General features: G+C 58.9%; 20 protein-coding genes and 2 tRNA genes. 10 read left to right on the top strand and 12 right to left on the bottom strand.

Annotated features, from left to right (window positions below; genetic code table 11):
- Positions 1–9 precede the first annotated feature (9 nt).
- Positions 10–2,907, bottom strand: coding sequence for a helix-turn-helix transcriptional regulator (locus K3178_RS14275; protein WP_221569612.1), 2,898 nt, complete (start codon positions 2,905–2,907; stop codon positions 10–12).
- A 214-nt stretch (positions 2,908–3,121) separates the two neighbouring features.
- Between K3178_RS14275 and K3178_RS01435 the strand changes: the two genes are divergently transcribed.
- Positions 3,122–3,502 (top strand): hypothetical protein, encoded by a 381-nt coding sequence (locus K3178_RS01435; RefSeq protein ID WP_221569611.1) that lies wholly within the window; start codon positions 3,122–3,124, stop codon positions 3,500–3,502.
- Between the two features lie 77 nt (positions 3,503–3,579).
- Positions 3,580–4,215 (top strand): C39 family peptidase, encoded by a 636-nt coding sequence (locus K3178_RS01430; RefSeq protein ID WP_221569610.1) that lies wholly within the window; start codon positions 3,580–3,582, stop codon positions 4,213–4,215.
- Positions 4,216–4,232: 17 nt separating this feature from the next.
- Here the strand turns inward: K3178_RS01430 and K3178_RS01425 are convergent, their stop codons facing one another.
- Entirely contained in the window at positions 4,233–4,412 is a 180-nt protein-coding gene (locus K3178_RS01425; protein ID WP_221569609.1) for a hypothetical protein, read from the bottom strand.
- A gap of 9 nt (positions 4,413–4,421) precedes the next feature.
- On the opposite strand from K3178_RS01425, the gene K3178_RS01420 reads away from it, so the two are divergent.
- Positions 4,422–5,285, top strand: a complete 864-nt coding sequence (locus K3178_RS01420; RefSeq protein ID WP_221569608.1) for a transporter — start codon at positions 4,422–4,424, stop codon at positions 5,283–5,285.
- Positions 5,282–6,766: a hypothetical protein gene (locus tag K3178_RS01415; protein WP_221569607.1), complete on the top strand. Its 1,485-nt coding sequence runs from the start codon at positions 5,282–5,284 to the stop codon at positions 6,764–6,766. Before K3178_RS01420 ends, K3178_RS01415 begins: the two co-directional genes overlap by 4 nt.
- Positions 6,767–7,171: 405 nt before the next feature.
- On the opposite strand, the gene K3178_RS01410 is transcribed toward K3178_RS01415, so the two are convergent.
- Positions 7,172–7,720, bottom strand: coding sequence for a hypothetical protein (locus K3178_RS01410; protein WP_221569606.1), 549 nt, complete (start codon positions 7,718–7,720; stop codon positions 7,172–7,174).
- Positions 7,721–7,902: 182 nt separating this feature from the next.
- Here K3178_RS01410 and K3178_RS01405 point away from each other — a divergent pair, with 182 nt between their 5' ends.
- A complete protein-coding gene (locus K3178_RS01405) occupies positions 7,903–8,328 on the top strand; it encodes a hypothetical protein (protein WP_221569605.1) in 426 nt (141 codons plus the stop codon).
- Positions 8,329–8,842: 514 nt separating this feature from the next.
- Positions 8,843–9,289, top strand: a complete 447-nt coding sequence (locus K3178_RS01400) for a hypothetical protein (protein ID WP_221569604.1) — start codon at positions 8,843–8,845, stop codon at positions 9,287–9,289.
- A gap of 92 nt (positions 9,290–9,381) precedes the next feature.
- Here the strand turns inward: K3178_RS01400 and K3178_RS01395 are convergent, their stop codons facing one another.
- The 6 genes from K3178_RS01395 to K3178_RS01370 all read right to left on the bottom strand — a co-directional run bounded on the left by K3178_RS01395 (position 9,382) and on the right by K3178_RS01370 (position 14,066).
- The gene (locus K3178_RS01395; RefSeq protein WP_221569603.1) at positions 9,382–9,774 is read right to left on the bottom strand and encodes a hypothetical protein; all 393 of its coding nucleotides are present in this window, start codon (positions 9,772–9,774) and stop codon (positions 9,382–9,384) included.
- Between the two features lie 1,264 nt (positions 9,775–11,038).
- Positions 11,039–11,578: a hypothetical protein gene (locus K3178_RS01390; RefSeq protein WP_221569602.1), complete on the bottom strand. Its 540-nt coding sequence runs from the start codon at positions 11,576–11,578 to the stop codon at positions 11,039–11,041.
- A 257-nt stretch (positions 11,579–11,835) separates the two neighbouring features.
- On the bottom strand, positions 11,836–12,174 hold the full coding sequence (locus tag K3178_RS01385; protein WP_221569601.1) for a PC4/YdbC family ssDNA-binding protein: 339 nt from the start codon (positions 12,172–12,174) through the stop codon (positions 11,836–11,838).
- Between the two features lie 65 nt (positions 12,175–12,239).
- Positions 12,240–12,440 carry a helix-turn-helix domain-containing protein gene (locus K3178_RS01380; protein ID WP_221569600.1) on the bottom strand — a complete coding sequence of 67 codons (201 nt, stop codon included), beginning with the start codon at positions 12,438–12,440 and terminating at the stop codon, positions 12,240–12,242.
- Positions 12,441–12,653: 213 nt separating this feature from the next.
- Positions 12,654–13,835 (bottom strand): tyrosine-type recombinase/integrase, encoded by a 1,182-nt coding sequence (locus tag K3178_RS01375; RefSeq protein ID WP_221569599.1) that lies wholly within the window; start codon positions 13,833–13,835, stop codon positions 12,654–12,656.
- A 141-nt stretch (positions 13,836–13,976) separates the two neighbouring features.
- Positions 13,977–14,066, bottom strand: a tRNA-Ser gene (locus tag K3178_RS01370).
- Positions 14,067–14,228: 162 nt separating this feature from the next.
- On the opposite strand from K3178_RS01370, the gene hspQ reads away from it, so the two are divergent.
- Positions 14,229–14,609 (top strand): heat shock protein HspQ, encoded by a 381-nt coding sequence (hspQ, locus tag K3178_RS01365; RefSeq protein ID WP_221569598.1) that lies wholly within the window; start codon positions 14,229–14,231, stop codon positions 14,607–14,609.
- 240 nt (positions 14,610–14,849) lie between these two features.
- Here hspQ and acs read toward each other — a convergent pair whose 3' ends face one another.
- On the bottom strand, positions 14,850–16,730 hold the full coding sequence (gene acs / locus K3178_RS01360) for an acetate--CoA ligase (RefSeq protein ID WP_221569597.1): 1,881 nt from the start codon (positions 16,728–16,730) through the stop codon (positions 14,850–14,852).
- Between the two features lie 138 nt (positions 16,731–16,868).
- Positions 16,869–16,959 (bottom strand) — tRNA-Ser (locus K3178_RS01355).
- A 266-nt stretch (positions 16,960–17,225) separates the two neighbouring features.
- Here K3178_RS01355 and K3178_RS01350 point away from each other — a divergent pair.
- From K3178_RS01350 to K3178_RS01340, 3 genes are read left to right on the top strand one after another with little or no spacing between them, the layout of a single operon-like run.
- Entirely contained in the window at positions 17,226–18,290 is a 1,065-nt protein-coding gene (locus tag K3178_RS01350) for a peptidylprolyl isomerase (RefSeq protein WP_247713557.1), read from the top strand.
- A complete protein-coding gene (locus K3178_RS01345; protein ID WP_221569596.1) occupies positions 18,287–18,604 on the top strand; it encodes a DUF1905 domain-containing protein in 318 nt (105 codons plus the stop codon). Before K3178_RS01350 ends, K3178_RS01345 begins: the two co-directional genes overlap by 4 nt.
- Positions 18,601–19,044, top strand: coding sequence for a hypothetical protein (locus K3178_RS01340; protein WP_221569595.1), 444 nt, complete (start codon positions 18,601–18,603; stop codon positions 19,042–19,044). The genes K3178_RS01345 and K3178_RS01340 overlap by 4 nt, the downstream gene beginning before the upstream one ends.
- On the opposite strand, the gene K3178_RS01335 is transcribed toward K3178_RS01340, so the two are convergent.
- Complete coding sequence (locus tag K3178_RS01335) at positions 19,041–19,406, bottom strand: VOC family protein (RefSeq protein WP_221569594.1); 366 nt, start codon at positions 19,404–19,406, stop codon at positions 19,041–19,043. The genes K3178_RS01340 and K3178_RS01335 overlap by 4 nt on opposite strands.
- Between the last annotated feature and the right edge of the window lie 62 nt (positions 19,407–19,468).

The raw sequence follows: 19,468 nt of genomic DNA, 5'->3' as shown, positions 1-19,468 counted from the left end.
TCCTTTCTTTTATCGGTCGGCGTCAAAGCCAGCGAGGCCCACATGTCGCGCATACGCCGCCGCGGCAGTACGGTTCTTGCTTTCTGTCTTACCCAGGATGTTACGGACGTGTGTCGCTACGGTCGGCAGGGTGATACCAAGATTTCGAGAGATCTCCGCATTGCTGGCACCGGCAGCGATTTCGCGCAAAACCTCAACTTCTCTCGCCGTCAATTCGTCAAACCCGTGCGAGCAACCCAATTTTCGCAGCGTAGCCGAAATTCGGGTAAAGCGGTTGACGAGAGAGGCCATGCCGGCCGAGTGCGCTAGGCCTGCAAACTTGGCTTCCAGGTCTCTCGCACGCTTGATGCCTGTAGGTGTCCCCTCGACCAGCAAGACATCGCAATAATCACATGCAACCCTCAATATCATTGGCTTGCTGTCCCAGCTCTCGGCTTGCTGCAATGCTCGTTCGAACAATTCTTTCGCGTCGGCAAATCTCCCCATGCTCGCGAGCAATTGCCCCAGGGCCCGATCGACCGGTCCAAAGCAGAGCGAAGCGGGTCCGGAGATGATCGCGTTGCCGGATTCCGCCTCCATCATGGAAAAGATATGCTCGCAGGGAGCCGAGGTCCGAGTATGCCAGATCGTTTCTGCCATAAACGCGAGGGTGAGTATGAACAGATCATCCTTGGGAATGGCATTTAAACCGCCCTTCAGAATATCGTCTAGCTGGATACGAGCCGCGTCGAGTTCATCGATTTCGGCGAGAAGGAGCATATATCCGGGGCGCCAGATGTTCTGTTCTGCATCTTTCCCGAGACTTCTTGCGAGACCTGCAACCTGCTGTAGCGCACCGCGCTCTCTTTCAATCAGGAACATCTGCATCCCATAAACACCCTGGGCGTTTGCGCCCGAGATCTTGCGTCCGATTGCCAAAGCTGCCGAGGCGGAGCGAATGGCTTCCGCAAGATCGCCCTCCAGCATTGCCAAGGTAGTCTCCCAGTGCTGCGAAACATACTGAAAGTGGGGCTGCGCCAGTTCTCGTGCGAGTCCCCTGAGTTCGAGGTGTGTCTCCCGCAGACTTTCAAAGTTACCGACTTGGGCCGAACAGGAGCCGAAATCGACCAGCATGGTGGCAAGCCGGAATTTGTCTTCGAGCTTACGCGCAATCGCAACGGCCTCGCGGCACACGGATAAGCGCAAATCGACCGATCCGGGAAGTGTGTTGAAGGCGCAGGTACCTTGGTCGAGCGCATCGCATAGCAAGGCTTGGTCACCCAGCTCGCGCGCCATTTCGATGGCGCGTAGCCCCTGCTCTCGTGCAGCCTCTAACCGACCGCTCCACTGTATGGCGCGAGCGAGACTGCAGTGCAGCTGTACCACGGTCTCGTCTGGAATCTCTTCGGCGTGGTTCAATGCCAGCTCAAGATGCTCGATGGATTCTTCGCTTGGCAGTCCCGGTTGCCATCGTGCGGCTTCATACTGCAGAGTCGCGGCAGCGAACCGCGGCCAGTCACCCGACGACCGCGCCCAGCCAGCTGCTTCGCGGGCTGTCCTGATTGCCGCGAGATTGTCCCCGGCAGACCTTTCGGCCTCGGCGAGTTCGAGTGCGACATCGATCTTGCCTGTCACATTATCGATCCCCGGAACCGAAAAGCACTCAAGCGCCAATCGAAATTGCGCGGCAGCATCGTCGTACGCTGTAACGCTCATCGCGTGTTTGGCGGCCTTGCGCGCAAGCTCAATGACCCTTTGCGCCCCAACGAAGATTTGTCCTTCAAACGCGTGATAGGCGAGCGCGGATAGGGAATGCGGGTTTTCGGACCCATAGACAGCTTCGATCGCCGCAGCGGCATCCGCGTGGGCCCGCAGCCGCTGGATGGGCGCCAAGCGATCATACAGCACCTCGCGGATCAGAGCGTGATTGAATTCCCAGCGACCAAGTGCTGCTTCGGTGGGGCGCGCAAGGCCGCACTTTGCTGCCTCGTCCAGAAGCCGGGGATGAAACTCTGTGTCGAGCCGCATGAGCACGAGTTGCTCGAAGGTCCGACCTAGTATGGCTGCATTCATGAGTGTCTGCTGACAGCGGTGGCTGACTTGCTCGAGTCGAATGGCGATCGCCTCGGTGATGCCCTCGGGCACGGTTATCCGATCCGGCAACACCGCAACGCCATCCGCAATATGTCCTTGGTCGAGCAGCGATTGAACGATCTGCCTGAGGAACAGTGGATTGCCTTCAGTTTGACGGTGAAGGCGCCTTATTATCTGTGCTTCGGGCGTCCATGACGCCAGCTCGCGGCAGAATTGAGCGGATTCCAGTTGGTCCATCCCGCGCAAAACCATACGCTGTGCCCGCAAGGCCAGCGTCGACTGACGCGCTGGTCGGCCGCGCCCAATGGAGGGTTGCGTTTCGCCATCGCGAAAGGTGATGACGATCAGGATCGGGTGGTGGCGTACCTCGCTGGCCACGATATCAAGAAGCTTGGCCGAGGCGATGTCGGAATACTGGATATCGTCGAAGAACAGGGCGAGCGGGTGCGATGCTGCCGCCTCCCTGAGGAGACGCAGCAAGCGATCGAATATCAGCGGCTGCGAACGCGATGTCGAACGAACCTCGCTTTGGGTCATCGCGTCCACCAGTGCCATGGCCTCCGGTGCACATCCAGTCGCGTCAAGTTGACGGCAAACCTCGATCCAGCCCCAGAATGGAGGACAATCGGATTGCTCGGGAAATCCGACCCAGCACGTCATGGCCCCACGATCCTCGGCCAGATGGCGGAAATGATTGACGAGGGCCGTTTTACCAATTCCCGCGCTTCCGGAAACAACGAGCGTTTCCCCGGAGCCCTCATTCAGCCCATCGAGCAAGGATTCGAACTGGTCGAACTCCGCGCTGCGCCCGACGAAACCGTGCCCCAAAATCATCTCATCTCCTCATACTGCGACGGGTCGACTGGAAGGTCGAATGGCAGGATAAACCAAAATAAATACAACACCTCATCATAATTGATGATGCGCCTGACCACGCCTCCGTCAACAGTTGCAGTGTTCTTCATCGATCACCCCGGCGTTTCATTTCAACGCCGAGGGAGACTGAAGAAGATGCAGGGAAACTCAGACCCTTTTGGAGGATTCAACTATGAAGAAGATGCTTATTCTGACCGGCGCCTTGGCAATGGCGGGTCCGGCTCTTGCAGACACCGGCGAGACGCAGGGCGGCGAAGCCGTGTTGGCCCCGGTGGTTCTCACTGACGAGGTGCTCGATCAGATCACCGCGGGCGATCTACTGCTGCCCAATGGCAAACTCCAATTCGAAGGAATCGACAATCCCGGCAAGGATGCAGACACGTTCATCTGCACCGACCTCGGTATGTGTCACCCGACATTTGGGCGTAGTCTGACGGCGATATTCGAACTGTTTGGCAAGGAAACAGGCTCGGGTGGCCAAGTCCCCGGGCTCGAAGGCCCTTGGGCAGCAGGTCGCAACGACAATCCGATCGAATGCGTGGACTGCCCCTAAGGTAGTCGGAACCGCTTTGGGCGCGGCTTGAATCCTCTGCGGGCCAGCCGCGCCAATTTCACAAAAGGAGTGAGACCATGCAGGGTTACCTTGCCGGTGCGGCGGGTTTTTTGTTGAGCCTGGGTGCGAGCTCACCTGCAAATGCCGACGCCGGACCGGTCCGCTCACTGGTCGAACTGCGTCAAACCGGCGTTGTAGTACAGCAATGGGACCTGAGTTGCGGCGCTGCGGCGCTCGCCACTCTGTTGCGCTACCAGCACGGAGAAGCCATTACCGAAAGAGAAGTGGCCGCGCTCCTTGTCGACCGGCCGGAATATCTTGAGCACCCGTGGATCGTGCGCGCTCGGCATGGCTTCTCGTTACTCGACCTGCGCAGGGTTGCCAGACGACTTGGCTATGAGGGCATCGGCCTTGGAGGATTGTCGCTAACTGAACTCGACAAACGCGCACCGGTGATCGTGCCGGTCAATCTCACCGGCTTTCCCCACTTCGTGATCTATCGCGGTCGTATCGGACAGGAAGTCCTGTTGGCCGATCCGGCCTTCGGCAACCGGACGATTGTGGCAAGCCGCTTTGAGCGAGCCTGGATCGAAAACGCACAATTGGGAAGAGTTGGCTTTGTCGTCCGACCTTATGGTCTCGCCGACAACGAAGCGCCCCACCAGGGTGAACTCGCACTCGACGAACGCGCCTTCACGATGGTGCGGCCATGAGGAGAATGCGCGAACTCTCAGCGCTTCTCGTTGTCGCGCTGTGCTTGGCCCAACCCGCGAGAGCACAAGACGAGCCCGGCGCGAACGCCGATCTGGCCGAAATGCTTGCACAGCGCGATGCAGTCATCGCCCAACTTTCCGCGAGGCTGGAGCGACTGGAGCGCCTCCTGCTCGTAACGCAGCAGGCCGAGCGACACCCCCCCTCCTTGCTCCCGACCGAACCCATTCCAGCAGACGTCGAGCGGGCACTTGAGAAGACCCTGATCCAAGGAGGAACGGCACTGATCTCCCCTGGCTCGATCGAGATCACGCCCTCGTTCGGCTACGCCTTCGACGCAAGAAGCGACCCGCTGCTGGTCATGGTCGGCGGTGTGCCCGAAGTGGTTTCGAGCGAACAGCGCCATTCCTTTCTTCAAGCTCGCCTTGGCGCCCGCATTGGCCTGCCAGCCAATTCACAGCTCGATGTCTCCATTCCCTATCGCTTTGCCTTTCGCGAGGACGTGCTGAGTCTGGCAGGTAGCCCGGTTGCCAATGTCGAGCGCAATGCATCGGCTATCGGTGATGTAACCCTTGGACTCAGCCACGTCATTTCTGGTCGCGACCGGTCCACTCCGCGCGTGATTGGGAGCGTCAGTGGCAATCTGGGTACAGCCGACAGGGAAGCCGGAGAAGGATTGCTAGGAGGAGGTTTCCCCGGCATCGGCGCCGGGCTTTCGGTTAGCCAGCGGCTCGATCCGCTCGTCCTCGCCGGACATGTTTCCTACGACTCGCGTTTTTCGGAGGGTGGGATCGATCCGGGTGATCGCTGGGGTTATTCGCTAGCGACCTATCTGGCAGCATCGCCCGAAACGTCGCTGCGGATACGCTTCGACCAGCAGTTCTTCGAGGATGTTCGCCTGTCCGGGCAGCGCGTCGAAGGCACAGGCGGAACCTCCGCCTCGGTCTCCTTCGGTGCATCGGTGATCGCCAGCCGACGGATGTTGCTGGATCTCGGGCTATCGGTTGGGCTCACCGAGAATGCTCCCGACCTCGCCGTTACCTTATCCGCGCCGCTGGAGGTCAAGCGATGAAAGATATCCTCGTTGCACCGGTGCTGGCTTCTGCCATTTCCTTGCTGGCTCAACCGGTACAGGCACAAGACGCTCCATCCACAGACGCAATCCTCGAGCGGCTTGAGCGGCTTGAAGAGGAGAACGCTTCCTTGCGCGAACGGATCGATACGCTCGAGGAAGAACGGGCGCAAAGTGAGCCGCTTTCCGAAGATTCGGCGACAGCGTCAGGGGCAGAGCAGCAATCCGATCGTCTAGTCGGCACCAACGCTTCTTATGCAGCGCGTATTCTCGATCATGCCGAAGGAATAACTGTGCGACCGCTGACGCAGTTGCAAGCCGTTGAGGCAGGAGAACTCGAACAGCTTGTAACTGTTTCGGGTGGACTGACGGTGCTTGCCAATTGGCAATCCAGCAACCGAGCCGACACCTTCGGCTATCTGATGCGTCATCCAACATCGAATAATCAGGTCGGCAAGCAGGTATCGGAAGCGGTGATCCACAGCGCTCAGCTCGCCGTCACCGCTCGTCTGCCGGGAGACTTCAACGGCTATGCCGAAATGCTTTATGACCCACAGCAGAGCTTCGGCAGCGGTACAATCACGGGGCTCACGCGCAACCAGATACAACTCAGGCGTGGCTGGGTGATGTGGGGCAACCTTGAGAAACGCCCGGTCTACGCCCTCATTGGTAAGCTTGACGTACCATTCGGGCTGATGGACACCGTCAGTCCGTTCACCAATTCGACCAGCTATCACGCCTTTGGTGGGCTCGCCTATGGCGCTCAATTCGCCTATTTCGATCATGGATTGCATCTGCGCGCCATGGCGGTGCAAGGGGGTGCCCAGTTCCGCGCGGCAAATGCGCCTGTAAGAGGCAGCGCGGTACCATCGAAAATCAATAATTTCGCGCTGGACGGTAGCTACACATTGCCCCTCGGCAACCGGGATACGCTGCTGGCCGGCGCAAGCTATCTTCATGGCAGCGCATATTGCCAGGCTTACCCGGTAGTGCACTTCATGCCCTGCGAGGACAATGTTCCGGCTTGGGCTGCCTATGCCAAGGTCCTTTCCGGCCGCATTACCTTGCTTGGCGACTATGCAAGCACGACGAAGGAATGGCCTGGCTCGGCGGTTCCCGAACCGACGAACCCGCTCAGCCAATATGCCGCGCGCAAGACCGAAAGCTTCACAATCGGTGGCCGGTATGGATTTGGCCCACCGACCGCACCTCTCGGCCAATATCGCCTGGCCCTCTCGGCAGAATTCAGCCGCTTCAGGGCCGGAGCCGACGGGGCCCCTTGGGAAAAGCAAGACCAGTGGGTCGCTGGAGTGTCATATTATCCCGCGGCAAGCGTCAACCTGTTTGCCGAATATATCCATGTCGACGGCTTCGTGCCCCTCAACTTCCTCAGCGGCGGAAACCTGCCAAATGGTGCAAGCTGGTCAAGCCAGGAAGCCAATACGGAGGTTCTTCTGCTAGGAGCACAGGTGAACTTTTAGAGCGGACTCGTTCGCTTTTCCATCATCCAAACTGGAAGAACCGGATCGTGTCGTTACCAAAGTGGCAGCTTTCTTTTCATGAAGCGCCATAAGCGGACGGTCCGCAAACAGCCCAAAAGCTGCCGTTGTGAGGGGCTATCGCTGAATGACTGGAATGGGCCAGAAGCGGACTTTCCGCTTCCGGCATGAGAATGGAAACTGGAGAAGGCGCGGCATGTCGGGATTGGTCCGCGCTAAGCCGCCTGTTCCGCAGTGAAGCCGCAATACCCTGTAAATAGATACTAGTGCTGGGGGTGGGTGGCGGAGAGGGAGTCCGCCTAACACCGTGTAGAGGGATTTGATTTTTGTTGATATTTTTTCAAGTGCAGGAAATTCTCCCACATTTTTTCCCACGCTACCGGCGCGTTACCTGCTAAAACGAGCCATCACGGCAGCCATCTCGATTGCGCATTGCTCATCCAATTTCCAATATTCGGCCAAATGGCGCTGCCACGTGCGCTCCCACATGCCCTTGGGTTTGAATATCGGCTGCTCCCAGCCCTGTTCGCATCCCAGCTTCTTTTGCAAGCGGAACAAACGCTCGAATGGTCGGTCGCGCGGCACATCCCGTTGCGACTGGTAGCCTAGTCTCCATGCTTGCCGAGACGCAAAGATGTCGCCGCCTTGCGGGAGGTAAAGCTTGCCAACGCGGCGGGCGCTCACAGGACACAGCATCCACCATCGCTTACCGCCGTAATTTGGAACCGTGTGCGTCAGATAGACCGTCTGTCGCTTTTCCAGCCGCTCCCCTTGGCGCGTATTCGTATAGGACAATTCCAGGCGCTCGCCTCCAACCTCGTGCATAAATGCCGTATAGCCAATCCAACCGGACGGCTGGTCGCCGCAAGTCCAGTGCAGCTCTCCACGGATTATGGAGCCTTCGCGCGCATGGTTCGTGCGCAACATCCATGCCAAATCTATCCTCAACGAGCTATCCGCTAAGGGTCGCCCGCTTTGCCGTCCCGATCCATATCCGCCCATGCTCGAAATCTAGCATCAGCGGACTCTCTGACCCAGTTATTTTCCTAAATCATCAACCAATTTCGACAAATGGGACGGCTGGGAGCAGACTTTCTGCTAACGACCCGATTGCGGACTTGACGATTGAGCGCCATTATCAGCCTGTGCCGCAACCTCCTAACAAACACGAGCGGATGGAAATTCGGAAGAAGCTTGGTTACCGCAAGGTCCAAGGGTTTACTCCGCCTGCAAGAGAAGGCGGCCCAGCCTATCTCACCGCTCACGCATGTTTCGATTGTCGAAAATCGTGGAAGCTTTCCGAAGAGAGCGAAGCCACCTGTCCAGATTGCGGTGAGGAAGCACACTATATGGGTCGATCCTTCAAAGCGCCGAAAAAATCGGACGTGAAACAATGGAGGAAGGTGGAGTTGCTTTGGTTAGCGGGCTTTCGATTTCACACGAACACCCGATCGCGTAAAATTGCCCCCTATCCCGAGCATCTCCGCGAGGTGGAGAAGTTCATTCTCGACAATCCGGACCATCCGTTCCGAGAGAAACGGTAGTGTCTGCTTCCCACCCAGTTCGTGACTGATTTGCCGAGCTAGCGCTGTGTCAGGAGCGGACGGGCTGGTGACGACTCGATTTTGGAAATTACGCGCGTAGCTCAGTGACATAGTTACTCAGAGCGTCGGCAACTTCATTTGCCCGTTGCTGAATGCCCGGTGCCTCGCCAAGGCCCATGTAATCAGTTTCGATACTGACCAAGTAGCTCGCCACTTCCTGTCGGCTCGCGCCGTTCCACAGGCGCCCAGCCGCTTGAAGTAGATAACGGTCGTATTCATCTTCGGGCCAACCTTCGGTCCCACTCATCCCGATTGGGTCCCACTTCGCCCAACCAATTTCGCGAAGTCTAGAAAGCTTGAACTTGGGGCGACCAGTCATCCGCAAATCGTACACGCTCGATGTCCGTTTTCCACCCATTTCGCGACTGATTTGCGGGGCATAACGCCAGCCAACAGCAGACAGTCGGCTAACGACCCGATTGCGGACATCGGCACTGGTGTCCAAAACATGGTAATGACTAAAGAAGATTCGCTCGACCGTTATTTAGCTCCCGGCACAATGGTTCGGTTGCGAAACCCGACTGACGGCGAATACGAACACGGTGTCGTCGTCCACTGTTGGGGTGACGACGACATTGACGCCTATGACTGCTTCGTTGCGTTCTTCGGTGCTGAGGTGCCGAGCCGCACGCCAAGCGATAAGCCTTACGTCCTTCGCTATGCGGCGAGTTCGCTGCAGGTCACCCAACCTTCACCTCACGCCCTGATGCTCCGCGACACCGTGATAGAAATGAAGGAGCATCTTGAGGGGCTGTCTGGTGAGACTGACTTCGACCGTGGCTACGCAATGGCTTACGACTTCGCCACGAAAACGCTCAAGCGGCAATGCGATGCTTTTGGTCTGCGCGAGGACTTGGGCTGGATGGAACCTGATGTGTCGAAGTGGCTACTCGATGACTAGCGTCCGCTTTCCACCCTTTGACGACGCTTTCCCCGAGCTAGCGGTGTACCAGAAGCGGACCAGCCGCTAACGACCCGATTGCGGTCATTAGCTTACTGAGGAAGCGCAGCTAGAAACTCGCTGATTTCGGTGCGCGCTGCTTCCTCCGCATTTTCCTCGGCAACAGTCTCACTGTAGTCGAACGCTAGATAGAACTTCCAAAACTGTTTCGGCTCTTCAACCTTTCGACTGCGATCAGTGCAAAACTCCATCAACACCCCGAAGAGGTCATTGGCTGCCGCATCGCAAAAATCCCAGTCAAAGTCGCGGTCCATATAGCCACGGGAGAGTAGGACTGCGATTTGATCGAACGTTTCTTCAATCGAAAGGTCGCTCTCTTTGGCCCAGAGTAGGACGTCCTCTTTACGAACGCATCCTCCCCAACCGGTTCGCGATACTCCTCCGTCATAGAGCACACGAATATCTCTCAATGCTTTATCGACCATCGGCTGAGCTTATTTCATTCGCAGAAGGAAGCAACGCAATGTCCGCTTCCCACCCACTTCGTGACAGCTTCGTCGAGCTAGCCAAGTCCCAGGAGCGGACGGGCCGTTAACGACCCGATTGCGGTCTTAGCGACGATTAGCTAGACCAAGTTTGGCTCTGACACGGTCGGCGTGGGCGAAACAGCAATGCTTCGTCTTGGCGGGTTCGACTCCCGCCCGTGAGTCCCTCCCGCTCAAAAATCTGCTGGTGCATATTCGTTCTGATGGATGTGTCGGCTTTCCACCCAATCTCGTGACGGTTTCACCGAGCTAGCGGTGCGCCAGGAGCAGACGGGCAGCTAACGACCCGATTGCGGACCTGAGAGTAGTGCGTGTAACCGCCCAGGTGCGACCAGTCGTATGCTGCGGGTATTGGCAGTGTTCGCTGCTATCTTGGGCATCACAATGGTTGCAATGTTTGTGGCGAGCTAGCACAACTCAAGGCCAATTGTTGCCAGCTGGGTGTGTCGACAGCTTTGGGGCGGAGTATTTAATAGATGAAACTTGAGGCAAATATATTTTTTTTGGCAACTAGCTTAATTGCTGCGGCATTTCTCAGTTTTTTCTCTGATAATTTGCCCCTAACATTACTTTTTGCTTTTTTCAGCGGCCTTTTTTCTGAGCGGGTTTCCAATCTTCTGACGGCCCGCAAAAATAGATGAATTATTGCCCTTCTAGGCGACGCTTTTACCGAGGTGCGAGGAGAAGACGATCGGCTGACGACCCGATTGCTGACCTCAAGTTAGGCCCGCTCCGTCAGGTCGTTGCCACATTTGGCGCAGGTTTTTGCGGGCCACGGATAAACCCAGAAGTAACCTCTGATAAACAGCGATCGGCGGCACTTGGGGCAGCTAATGAAGTAGAACTTCAATCCAAAATAGAGCACCCACATTATCGCGAGTGGAGCAATTATCCATTCGATATCGTCAAAATCGAAACCAGCTATGGAAGTCGCAATTGGGATGCCCCAGACAATGCCTAAACCAACCAGAATGGTCTGGAGAGAATGGCGTTTTCCTCTTTGGTAGGCGCTAGTTCCAGGTGAACTTTTCATTCGACTTCAATAGATCAAACTTGTCCGCTTCCCACCCAAAATCGGACATTCACGGCTTTTCTGGAAGGTTGAAAGCCGACCGTCCGCTTTTCCCCTCGCGCGCGGGCGAGAAACTGTATTAGCGATTTCGCTCGGGACTGGCACCGCTCCCGACATCTTTTGATCAGGAGATTATCCCTCCCCCCTCGCTTTCGCGCCGATGTTCTGCGTCCAGCCGCAGCGCTTGCCGATGATGCGCCCACCCATCCCCGAGCGGGTGAGGTCCAGTCGCTGCCCGGTATCATTGGAAGATGCTTTCAATAGATAGCGCACGACTTGGCTTGCGTTTCGTGTGTGGCGGTCTCCATTTTCCGCCTCTATTTTAGGGAGTACACCGCCGACTATCGTAATGCGGCTCACTCCATGTTGCCACTTACCGCCAGCCGCTTCGATCCAGCGCCTTGTGCGGCCGTGCAGGCGCATACCGGCTGGCAGGTGCATCAGGATGTGGACATGCTCGCCTTTGTCACTCGCACGCTCACGGACCCAAAGCGCGGTCAGAACTCCGTCCTCCCGCTTTGCCTGTTTGCTGGCAAGAGCAAGCACCTTGGAGACAAACCTTGCCCCGTTCTCGGCTTCAATGCCCGCCTTGCCGTAGTGGATTGTCCAGTGACGCTGGAACGTGCGGCCCGTCGAGATTGCATAGGCTGCAGCATCAAGAAGCGCTCGCACCTGCTCGTCAGTGAGATGGTCGCTGGCTCTGTCTGCCCTATTCCTAGCGCCTCCCCAGCCGCAATGCCGTTCGCAACTCGTAGTATAGCTATAGTTTGCAAGCGCCGTGCCAGATTGGCGCGGGTCGCGGTTATCTGCCGTTTGTTTATCGGCGCGCCCTTTTGTCGGCGGGTCCGTTCTGCCCATCACGGTCAAGTTTCAAGTTGAGGTTAGCGGGGCACACTGTCCGGCTGGATCGATGCGCCCCGCGTTTGGATTTAGCCGTGCGCCTTTCCATCCAGCTGGTCAGCATAGGACAGAAGGGCAATGGCGAGGTCGCGCACATTCTCAGGAGGAAGAGTCACGCCCTTCTTGGTCGGCTTGTCGCAATTCTCGCCTGTCCATAGACGAACTTCGAAGAATCGCTTGCCATGAAAGCTCCGCTCGCCAGCAATGAGATTGCCTTCATGCCGGGCAAGCTCCCACACTGGCTCGCCAGTAAAACCGGGGAGCGATCCGGCAGGCTTCCTCGCCTGTTCCTCGCCTGTTTTATCAGGCAATCGCTTGTTGCATTTTGCATCCGGTTTCCCGATACCACGGCGGTAGGCGGCTTCCACGCTTGTCGACACGCCCTCGGTCGTTGCCGCGACCGGGGGCATTTCGTTTCCAGCTTCTTCCAACATCACGCTGCCTCCCCACCGTAGCCGGGCAAATTGGCAGCCCAGCGTTCTGCATCCTTGCGAGCAATGCGTGTCGCAGAACCAAACTTGCGAAGCTTCAAGCGTCCAGCATTGACCTCGCGATAAAGCGAGGTGCGACCGATGGAGTAGCGGGAACAGAAGTCCGCCACGGTAAGCAGTTCCGGTATTTGAGTCATAGTCATAGTGACCTTTCGTTGTGCCTCGTTCGCCGCAGGAACGCAGCGGAACATCAAGGCAACATCACTATGAGAGTGATTCGGTCTGTAGGGAACCGGATGGCGCCAAGCGAATGAGGATAGCCATGTGGATAGATTCAAATTCCAGCGATCTTGCAAGCGAGCGCCACAAGGCCAAGCTGTGCTATCTATTATCGATTTCTCTAGCTGAAATATCTGTCAGACAACGATGCGAACGATCTTTTGATCGCCAATCCCGTCACAGTAGTCAGCCCAGGAAGCCATTAATTCTCTTCGCTTTTCCAACATAGTTCCTCGCTGGTAGGCGGCCACGGTCTTGTCGCTTACCGCATGGGCGAGCGCCGCTTCTGCCAGATCAGCCGGAAAGGTCGTCTGCTCCGCAACCCAATCGCGGAACGTGCTCCGGAAGCCGTGCGGTGTTTCGCTCCTGTCCATATCGCGCATCGCTTTCGTGAGAGTCATGTCGCTGAGCGGCTTGCCACGCTTCATGCCGGGGAAAACAAGGGCTGGACCGTCACCATCGCGCCGGTGCGCTTTCAAGCGTTTGAAGAGATCAACCGCTGGAGTGGAAAGCGGGACAACATGTTCGCGCCCCGCCTTCATGCGCTCGGCTGGAATAGTCCAGGTGGCGGCATCCAGATCGACTTCGTCCCAAGTCGCTAGCCTCACCTCGCCCGAGCGTGCGGCAGTTAGGATAACGGCCTCCAATGCCAGCCGCCCCATGCTCTCCGTTTCCCGTAAAACACGCATAAATACGGGAAGCTCGGCATAAGGCATCGCTGCATGGTGGCGGACCTTTGCACGCTGCTTTGGTAGCGCCTTGTCGATCACAGGCATTGCCAGCGAGCTATCGCGGTATCCCTTGGCGACTGCCCAATCGATCACTGTTCGTATCCTCTGCCGCAATCGGCGCGCGGTCTCCGGCTTGGCGAGCCATATTGCTGCCAAGGCATCGCGAACCGCAGCCGCGTCTATCTGCGCAACCGAGCGATCGCCAAATGCGGGGAAGGCATAATTCTCCAGCGTGGAGAGCCACTGCGCTTTGTGCTTCGCGTTCTTCCAGCTTGCCTTGTGCTCGGCATGCACGAGCTTCGCAGCTTCGCGGAACGTAGGAATACCAGCCGCCTTGCGGCGCTCGGCAACGGGATCGATTCCCGCCTCTACTTGCTCTCGAACCGCAATGGCCCGCTCACGCGCCAGCTTCAATGGAACCTTGCTGGCGCTACCCAGTCCGATGTCGCGACGCCGCCCATCTTTCTGGATTCGCACCATCCAGCTTTTCGCTCCGCCTTTGCCGACAAGCAGGAATAAACCGTCCCCGTCGCCATAGCGTCCCGGCTCGCTCGCTGCCTTCACCGCCGTCGCTGTCAGACTGCCCATACATTTGCTCCCACACTTTCTACCACACACTAGCGCGGCTGGGGAGGAACAGCAAGCAACAGGCCGGAACGAGAAGGGCCCGCAAATCCTAAGGATTGTATTGGCTGGGAGAACTATCAGGAAAAGCCAGAAAAGGCCGAATGGCGGAGAGGGAGGGATTCGAACCCTCGATACGGTTGCCCGTATACTGCATTTCGAGTGCAGCGCATTCGACCACTCTGCCACCTCTCCGCATGTCGGGTGCGCTTGATTGGGCCTTGGCCCCGGGTCGAAGCGAGCGCGCCCATTAGCCGCCCATATCGCCCTTGCCAACCCCTTTCGCATGCGAAATCGGGGGATCGTTCGCCCCGCACCCTTGCCTAATTGCCGCAGCGCACCATATTCTTTGCATTCATGGACAGGGCATCGTTTTTCTCCGCACAGGCCGGCCGCACTCTCGAGGCGCCGCGCCGTATCCGCACCCGTTTCGCCATCGGCGACGTTGTTCGGCACAAGGCGTTCGATTTTCGCGGAGTGATCTTCGATATCGATCCGGTCTTCGCCAATAGCGAGGAATGGTACCAGTCGATCCCCGAAGAGATCCGGCCGGACCGCAACCAGCCCTTTTACCACTTGCTCGCCGAGAGCGACGAGAGCGATTATGTCGCCTACGTCAGCCAGCAGAACCTGATCGCGGATTCGCTCGCCGGCCCCGTCTCGCACCCCGATGTGCACCAGTATTTCGAACAGTTCGAGCACGGGCGCTACCGCATGCGCCGCCGCCTCACGCACTGATTTCCAGATAGGCTGAACGGAATGGAGCCGGATTGCGCAAAGGCGATCCGGCCCCCTCCCGTGACGAATTCAGGGCTAGATCGTCCGCCCCGGGAGTACTCTTGCGCAAAAGCCGCCAGCTTGGGGTCCGGCAGCATGCGGAATTTCCGATAGGGAGCGTGGTAAGCTTCGAAGGTTAACGAGCCGCAAGCGCGCGCAAGAAAATTTGCGCTTATCGCTCCGTTCTATTTCGCAGCGCGGTCAGACCCGCGCGCCCTGGATCAGGCTTTCGACCACCGCCGGATCAGCCAAGGTCGAGACATCGCCAACCTTGTCCGGCTCGCCTTCCGCGATCTTGCGCAGGATACGCCGCATGATCTTGCCGGAACGGGTCTTGGGCAATGCGGGCGCAAACTGGATCGCGTCGGGCGAGGCGATCGGCCCGATCTCCCCGCGAACGAACTGGCGCAACTCCTGTCGCAATTCCTCGCTTTCGGGCTCGCCCGCATTGAGCGTGACATAGGCATAGATGCCCTGCCCTTTCACATCATGCGGCATGCCGACCACGGCTGCCTCGGCCACCTTGGGATGCGCCACGAGAGCACTTTCGACCTCTGCCGTTCCCATGCGGTGGCCCGATACGTTGATCACATCGTCGACACGTCCGGTGATCCAGTAATAGCCATCCTCGTCCCGCTTGCAGCCATCACCGGTGAAATATTTGCCGGGATAGGTGGTGAAATAGGTCTGGAAGAAGCGGTCCGCATCGCCCCACACCCCGCGCATCTGGCCGGGCCAGCTTTGCGTAATGCACAGGTTGCCTTCGGTCGCGCCCTCCAGCAATCCGCCATCGTTATCGACCAGCACCGGATAGACACCCGGAAGCGGTTTGGTCGCACTGCCGGGCTTGGTCTCGACCGCGCCGGGTACGGGCGCAATCATCGCACCCCCGGTTTCGGTCTGCCACCAAGTGTCGACGATTTCGCAGCGCCCCTCGCCCACGACCTCATGATACCAGTTCCAAGCCTCGGGATTGATCGGTTCGCCGACCGTACCGAGCAAGCGGATTTGCGAGCGGTCGTGGCGGGTGACCCAGTCGTCACCTTCGCGCATGAGCGCACGGATGGCGGTGGGAGCGGTGTAAAAGATGGTCACGCCAAGCCGGTTCGAAGTCTCCCAGAACCGACCGAAGTCGGGATAGTTTGGGACACCATCGAACATCACCGTCGTCGCTCCATTGGCGAGCGGTCCGTAGACGACATAGCTATGCCCGGTGACCCAGCCGACATCGGCGGTGCACCAGAAAATATCTTCATTTTTCGCGCCAAACAGCATGTCGAAGGTCAAGGTGACCCAGAGTAGATACCCGCCGGTGGTATGCATCACCCCTTTGGGCTTGCCTGTCGAACCGGAGGTATAAAGGATGAAAAGCGGGTCTTCCGCGTTCATCCTTCCGGGCGGGCAATCGGCGCTCACACGACTTCGCAGATCGTGCCACCAGCTGTCGCGGCCCTCGACGAAATTCACCTCGCCTCCTGTGCGGCGAACCATGATGACCGCATCGACCGGTGATTTCTCCAGCGCCTTGTCGGCATTGGCCTTTAGCGGGATCTTCTTGCCACCCCGCACCCCTTCGTCGGCTGTCACGAGCAGCTTTGCACCGCAATCGGCGATCCGGTCGGCAAGGCTGTCGGGCGAGAAGCCGCCGAAGACCACCGAATGGACCGCCCCGATCCGTGCGCAGCCCAGCATGGCGAATGCCGCCTCGGGGATCATCGGCATGTAGAGAACCACCCGGTCGCCCTTGCCTACGCCGCGATCCTTCAACGCATTGGCAAAGCGGCAGACCTCTTCGTGGACCTGCCTGTAGGTGAGCGAATAGCCCTCTCCCGGCTCGTCGCCTTCGAAGATGATGGCGGTCTTGTCGCCACGCTCGGCGAGGTGGCGGTCGAGGCAGTTGACGGTGACGTTGAGCTCCCCGTCCTCGAACCAGCGTATGCCGAAATCCGCCTCGTCGAACGAGCTACGATTGGCCTTGGTCGGGAAAGTAATCCAGTCGAGACGGCCCGCCTCCTTCAGCCAGTAGCTTTCGGGGTCGCTGTCGACTGACTGGTGGCGGGTGGCAAGTTCGCTGGCTTCCATTGCGCTCGTCTCTCCTTCTCGGCGACGATCATATCGGGAAGGTTGGGCCGCGCAATGGTGCAGGCTGGCAGTGTCGTACTACGCCTGCCACACTCCGTCGTGAAATGTCGGAAGTGACGTGAATTGCGACTGGAAGGATGGCGGAGCAGGAGGGATTCGAACCCTCGATACGGGGTTACCGTATACACACTTTCCAGGCGTGCGCCTTCGACCACTCGGCCACTGCTCCGCGTTCCCGTTGGGCCTGCCGCGCTTTGCGCCACTTGAGGCCCGGGTTCTCGAACGCGGGCCTCTAGCGACAGTTGATGGTACGCGCAACAGCGCGGCTGGGCCAAAATGCGACGAACCGTGGGAACCCGCCCACGCGCGCAGGCATTATTTCGGGTACACCCCCCAAGTTGCGGTGCTGCGCGGAATGGCATTCCCTGCGAACATCGCATCAGAGCCCCTTCCCGCCCATCAAAACGCGCGCGAAGGGGCTTTTCTTTTGTGGCAATGCTGGCAAGCTGCCGCGCCATGACCAACCACCTGATTTCGCTGGCTGCAGCGCTCGCCCTTGCCACTCCGCTCCTTGCGCAGGACGATGCCGAAGCGCCGCCGCCGGGACCTTACGAGATCGTCGAGCAGGCAGCTGCGGAGGAGTGGATTGCCATCCCTGCCGAGGACCTGCTGGTCATGACGCTGGCGCCCGACGCTGATGGCAATGAGCGCCAGGTTGTAATCCAGCTGATGCCCGCCCCATTCAGCGAGGACTGGACCGCCAATATCCGCACTCTCGCACGGGCCGGCAAGTTCGACGGAAATGCGGTTTTGCGGGTGCAGGACAATTACGTCACGCAGTGGGGGGACCCGGCCAGCATGGCGGACGATTTCGAGCCTCTGCCGACCGAAGGTCTGCGACCTACCAGCTCCGCCAATTACACAATACCTGCCGATGCGATCGGCCTGCCGCGCCTGCTCGCCGACAGCCAGCGCGCCCGCTCGCTCGAAACCGATGAGCCGGTGATTGCGGCCGACGCCACCACCGGCATGATCCTCGCCAACGGGCTGCTCGATTCCTATGCCCAGCTCTCGCTGCCCTACAAGGGCTGGCCGCTCGCTTCCAATTACGGGAAGGACGAGAACGAGGGCAATGCGCGGGTCTGGCCGGTCCATTGTTACGGCATGGTGGGCGTCGGACGCGGGATGGCACCCGATGCCGGCGATGGTTCGGGCCTCTATACGGTAATCGGACATGCGCCGCGGCATCTCGACCAGAATATCGCGCTCGCCGGGCGCATCGTGGAGGGCATGGAGCATTTGAGCGCCCTGCCGCGCGGCAAGGGCACACTCGGCTTCTACGAGGACGAAAGCAAGCGCACGCCGATCCTGACCGTGCGCGTCGCCGCCGACCTGCCCCAGGACGAGCGACCGAAGTTCGAATATCTCGACACCGAAGGTCCCAGCTTCGCGCGCTACGCCGATGCCCGCGCCAATCGCCAGCCGCCGTTCTTCATCGTGCCAGCGGGCGGCGCGGATATCTGCAATATTCAGGTGCCCGTGCGTCGCATGGCCGAATGAGCGAGAGGCTCTCCTGCGCCCTGCCGCTGTCGCGCTGGCAGGGCGATCGCGGGACCTATCACCTTGTGACGATCACCGGCGAAGCGGCCGCAGCCATCGCCATGCACGAGCGGCTGCACCGGCTCGAGTTCGGCGCGCGGCGCGGCTTCGGCTCGGTCAAGGTTCTGGCGCGTATTGGCGAGACGGATTGGAAAACATCGGTCTTCCCGCAACGCGAGAAATCCGAATGGGTACTGCTCGTCTCGAAGAAGGTAATGCGGGCCGAGGAACTCGCCGAAGGCAACTTGCTGGGACTCGAGCTGGAACTCTTGTGAGCGGTGGCCAACATCACAAGGGTCTCGCATGGGTTACTGCGGGAGGGTTGGCAGTCGCCGTGATTGCGGCGATCGGCGGGATCGCGATGCCTCCTGGCGAAACGCTCTGGCACCTGATAGCAGCACCTGAAGAGGACGGGGGTTGGGATTTCGTCCGGATCGATGGCATCGATGTCACCGATGAGAACTATTCCATCGGCATTAGATGGAGCGAGATCGTCGGCTATCACGACGGCTGCAATTCCTGCGGAGTTTCGGGCGAGAGCGAGGGCATATATCACATGCGCACCTGCACGCTGCAGGCCTGTGCCGAGCAGCCCAACGAAAGGCTGTTCCGGCTCTTCCTCGCAAGTAATGTGAGAATGCTACCTGCCGGCGATCGCCTGTTTCTGACCGTACCCGGTCACCGCGCAGAACTGGTCCGCAACAGTCACGACTAGAGCTTTTCCATCAGCTCGATGCGGTTGCCGAAGGGATCGGCGATATCGCCGCGGCGATAGCCTTCGAGATCCTTGCCCGGTTTGAAGGGCACGCCCAGCGCTTCGAGCTTGGCGACCAGCGCGCCGAGGTTCTTGACCAGTAACGCCGGATGCGCGCGGCGGGCGGGCAGGAAACCGTCCTCTACGCCGCAATGGATGGTAATACCCTCCGCCTCGAACCAGCAGCCTCCGTTGATGGCGAGATGGGCGGGCTTGGCGACTTCGGTGAGGCCCATCACGCCGGTCCAGAACTTGCGCGCATGCGGTTCGCCGCCATGCGGCATGGCGAGCTGGACATGGTCGATCCCTGTAAGAAGGCTCACAGTGCGGGCCTAGCGCTGCCGAGGTTTGAGTCAAAAAGGCTCAGGGCGAGAAGCGAAGGCGC

Source organism: Qipengyuania sphaerica, from assembly GCF_019711595.1.
In the GTDB taxonomy this organism is placed as follows: domain Bacteria; phylum Pseudomonadota; class Alphaproteobacteria; order Sphingomonadales; family Sphingomonadaceae; genus Qipengyuania; species Qipengyuania sphaerica.
Note: the sequence above shows the minus strand (reverse complement) of the source record. Positions and strands in the feature narration are given on the sequence as shown.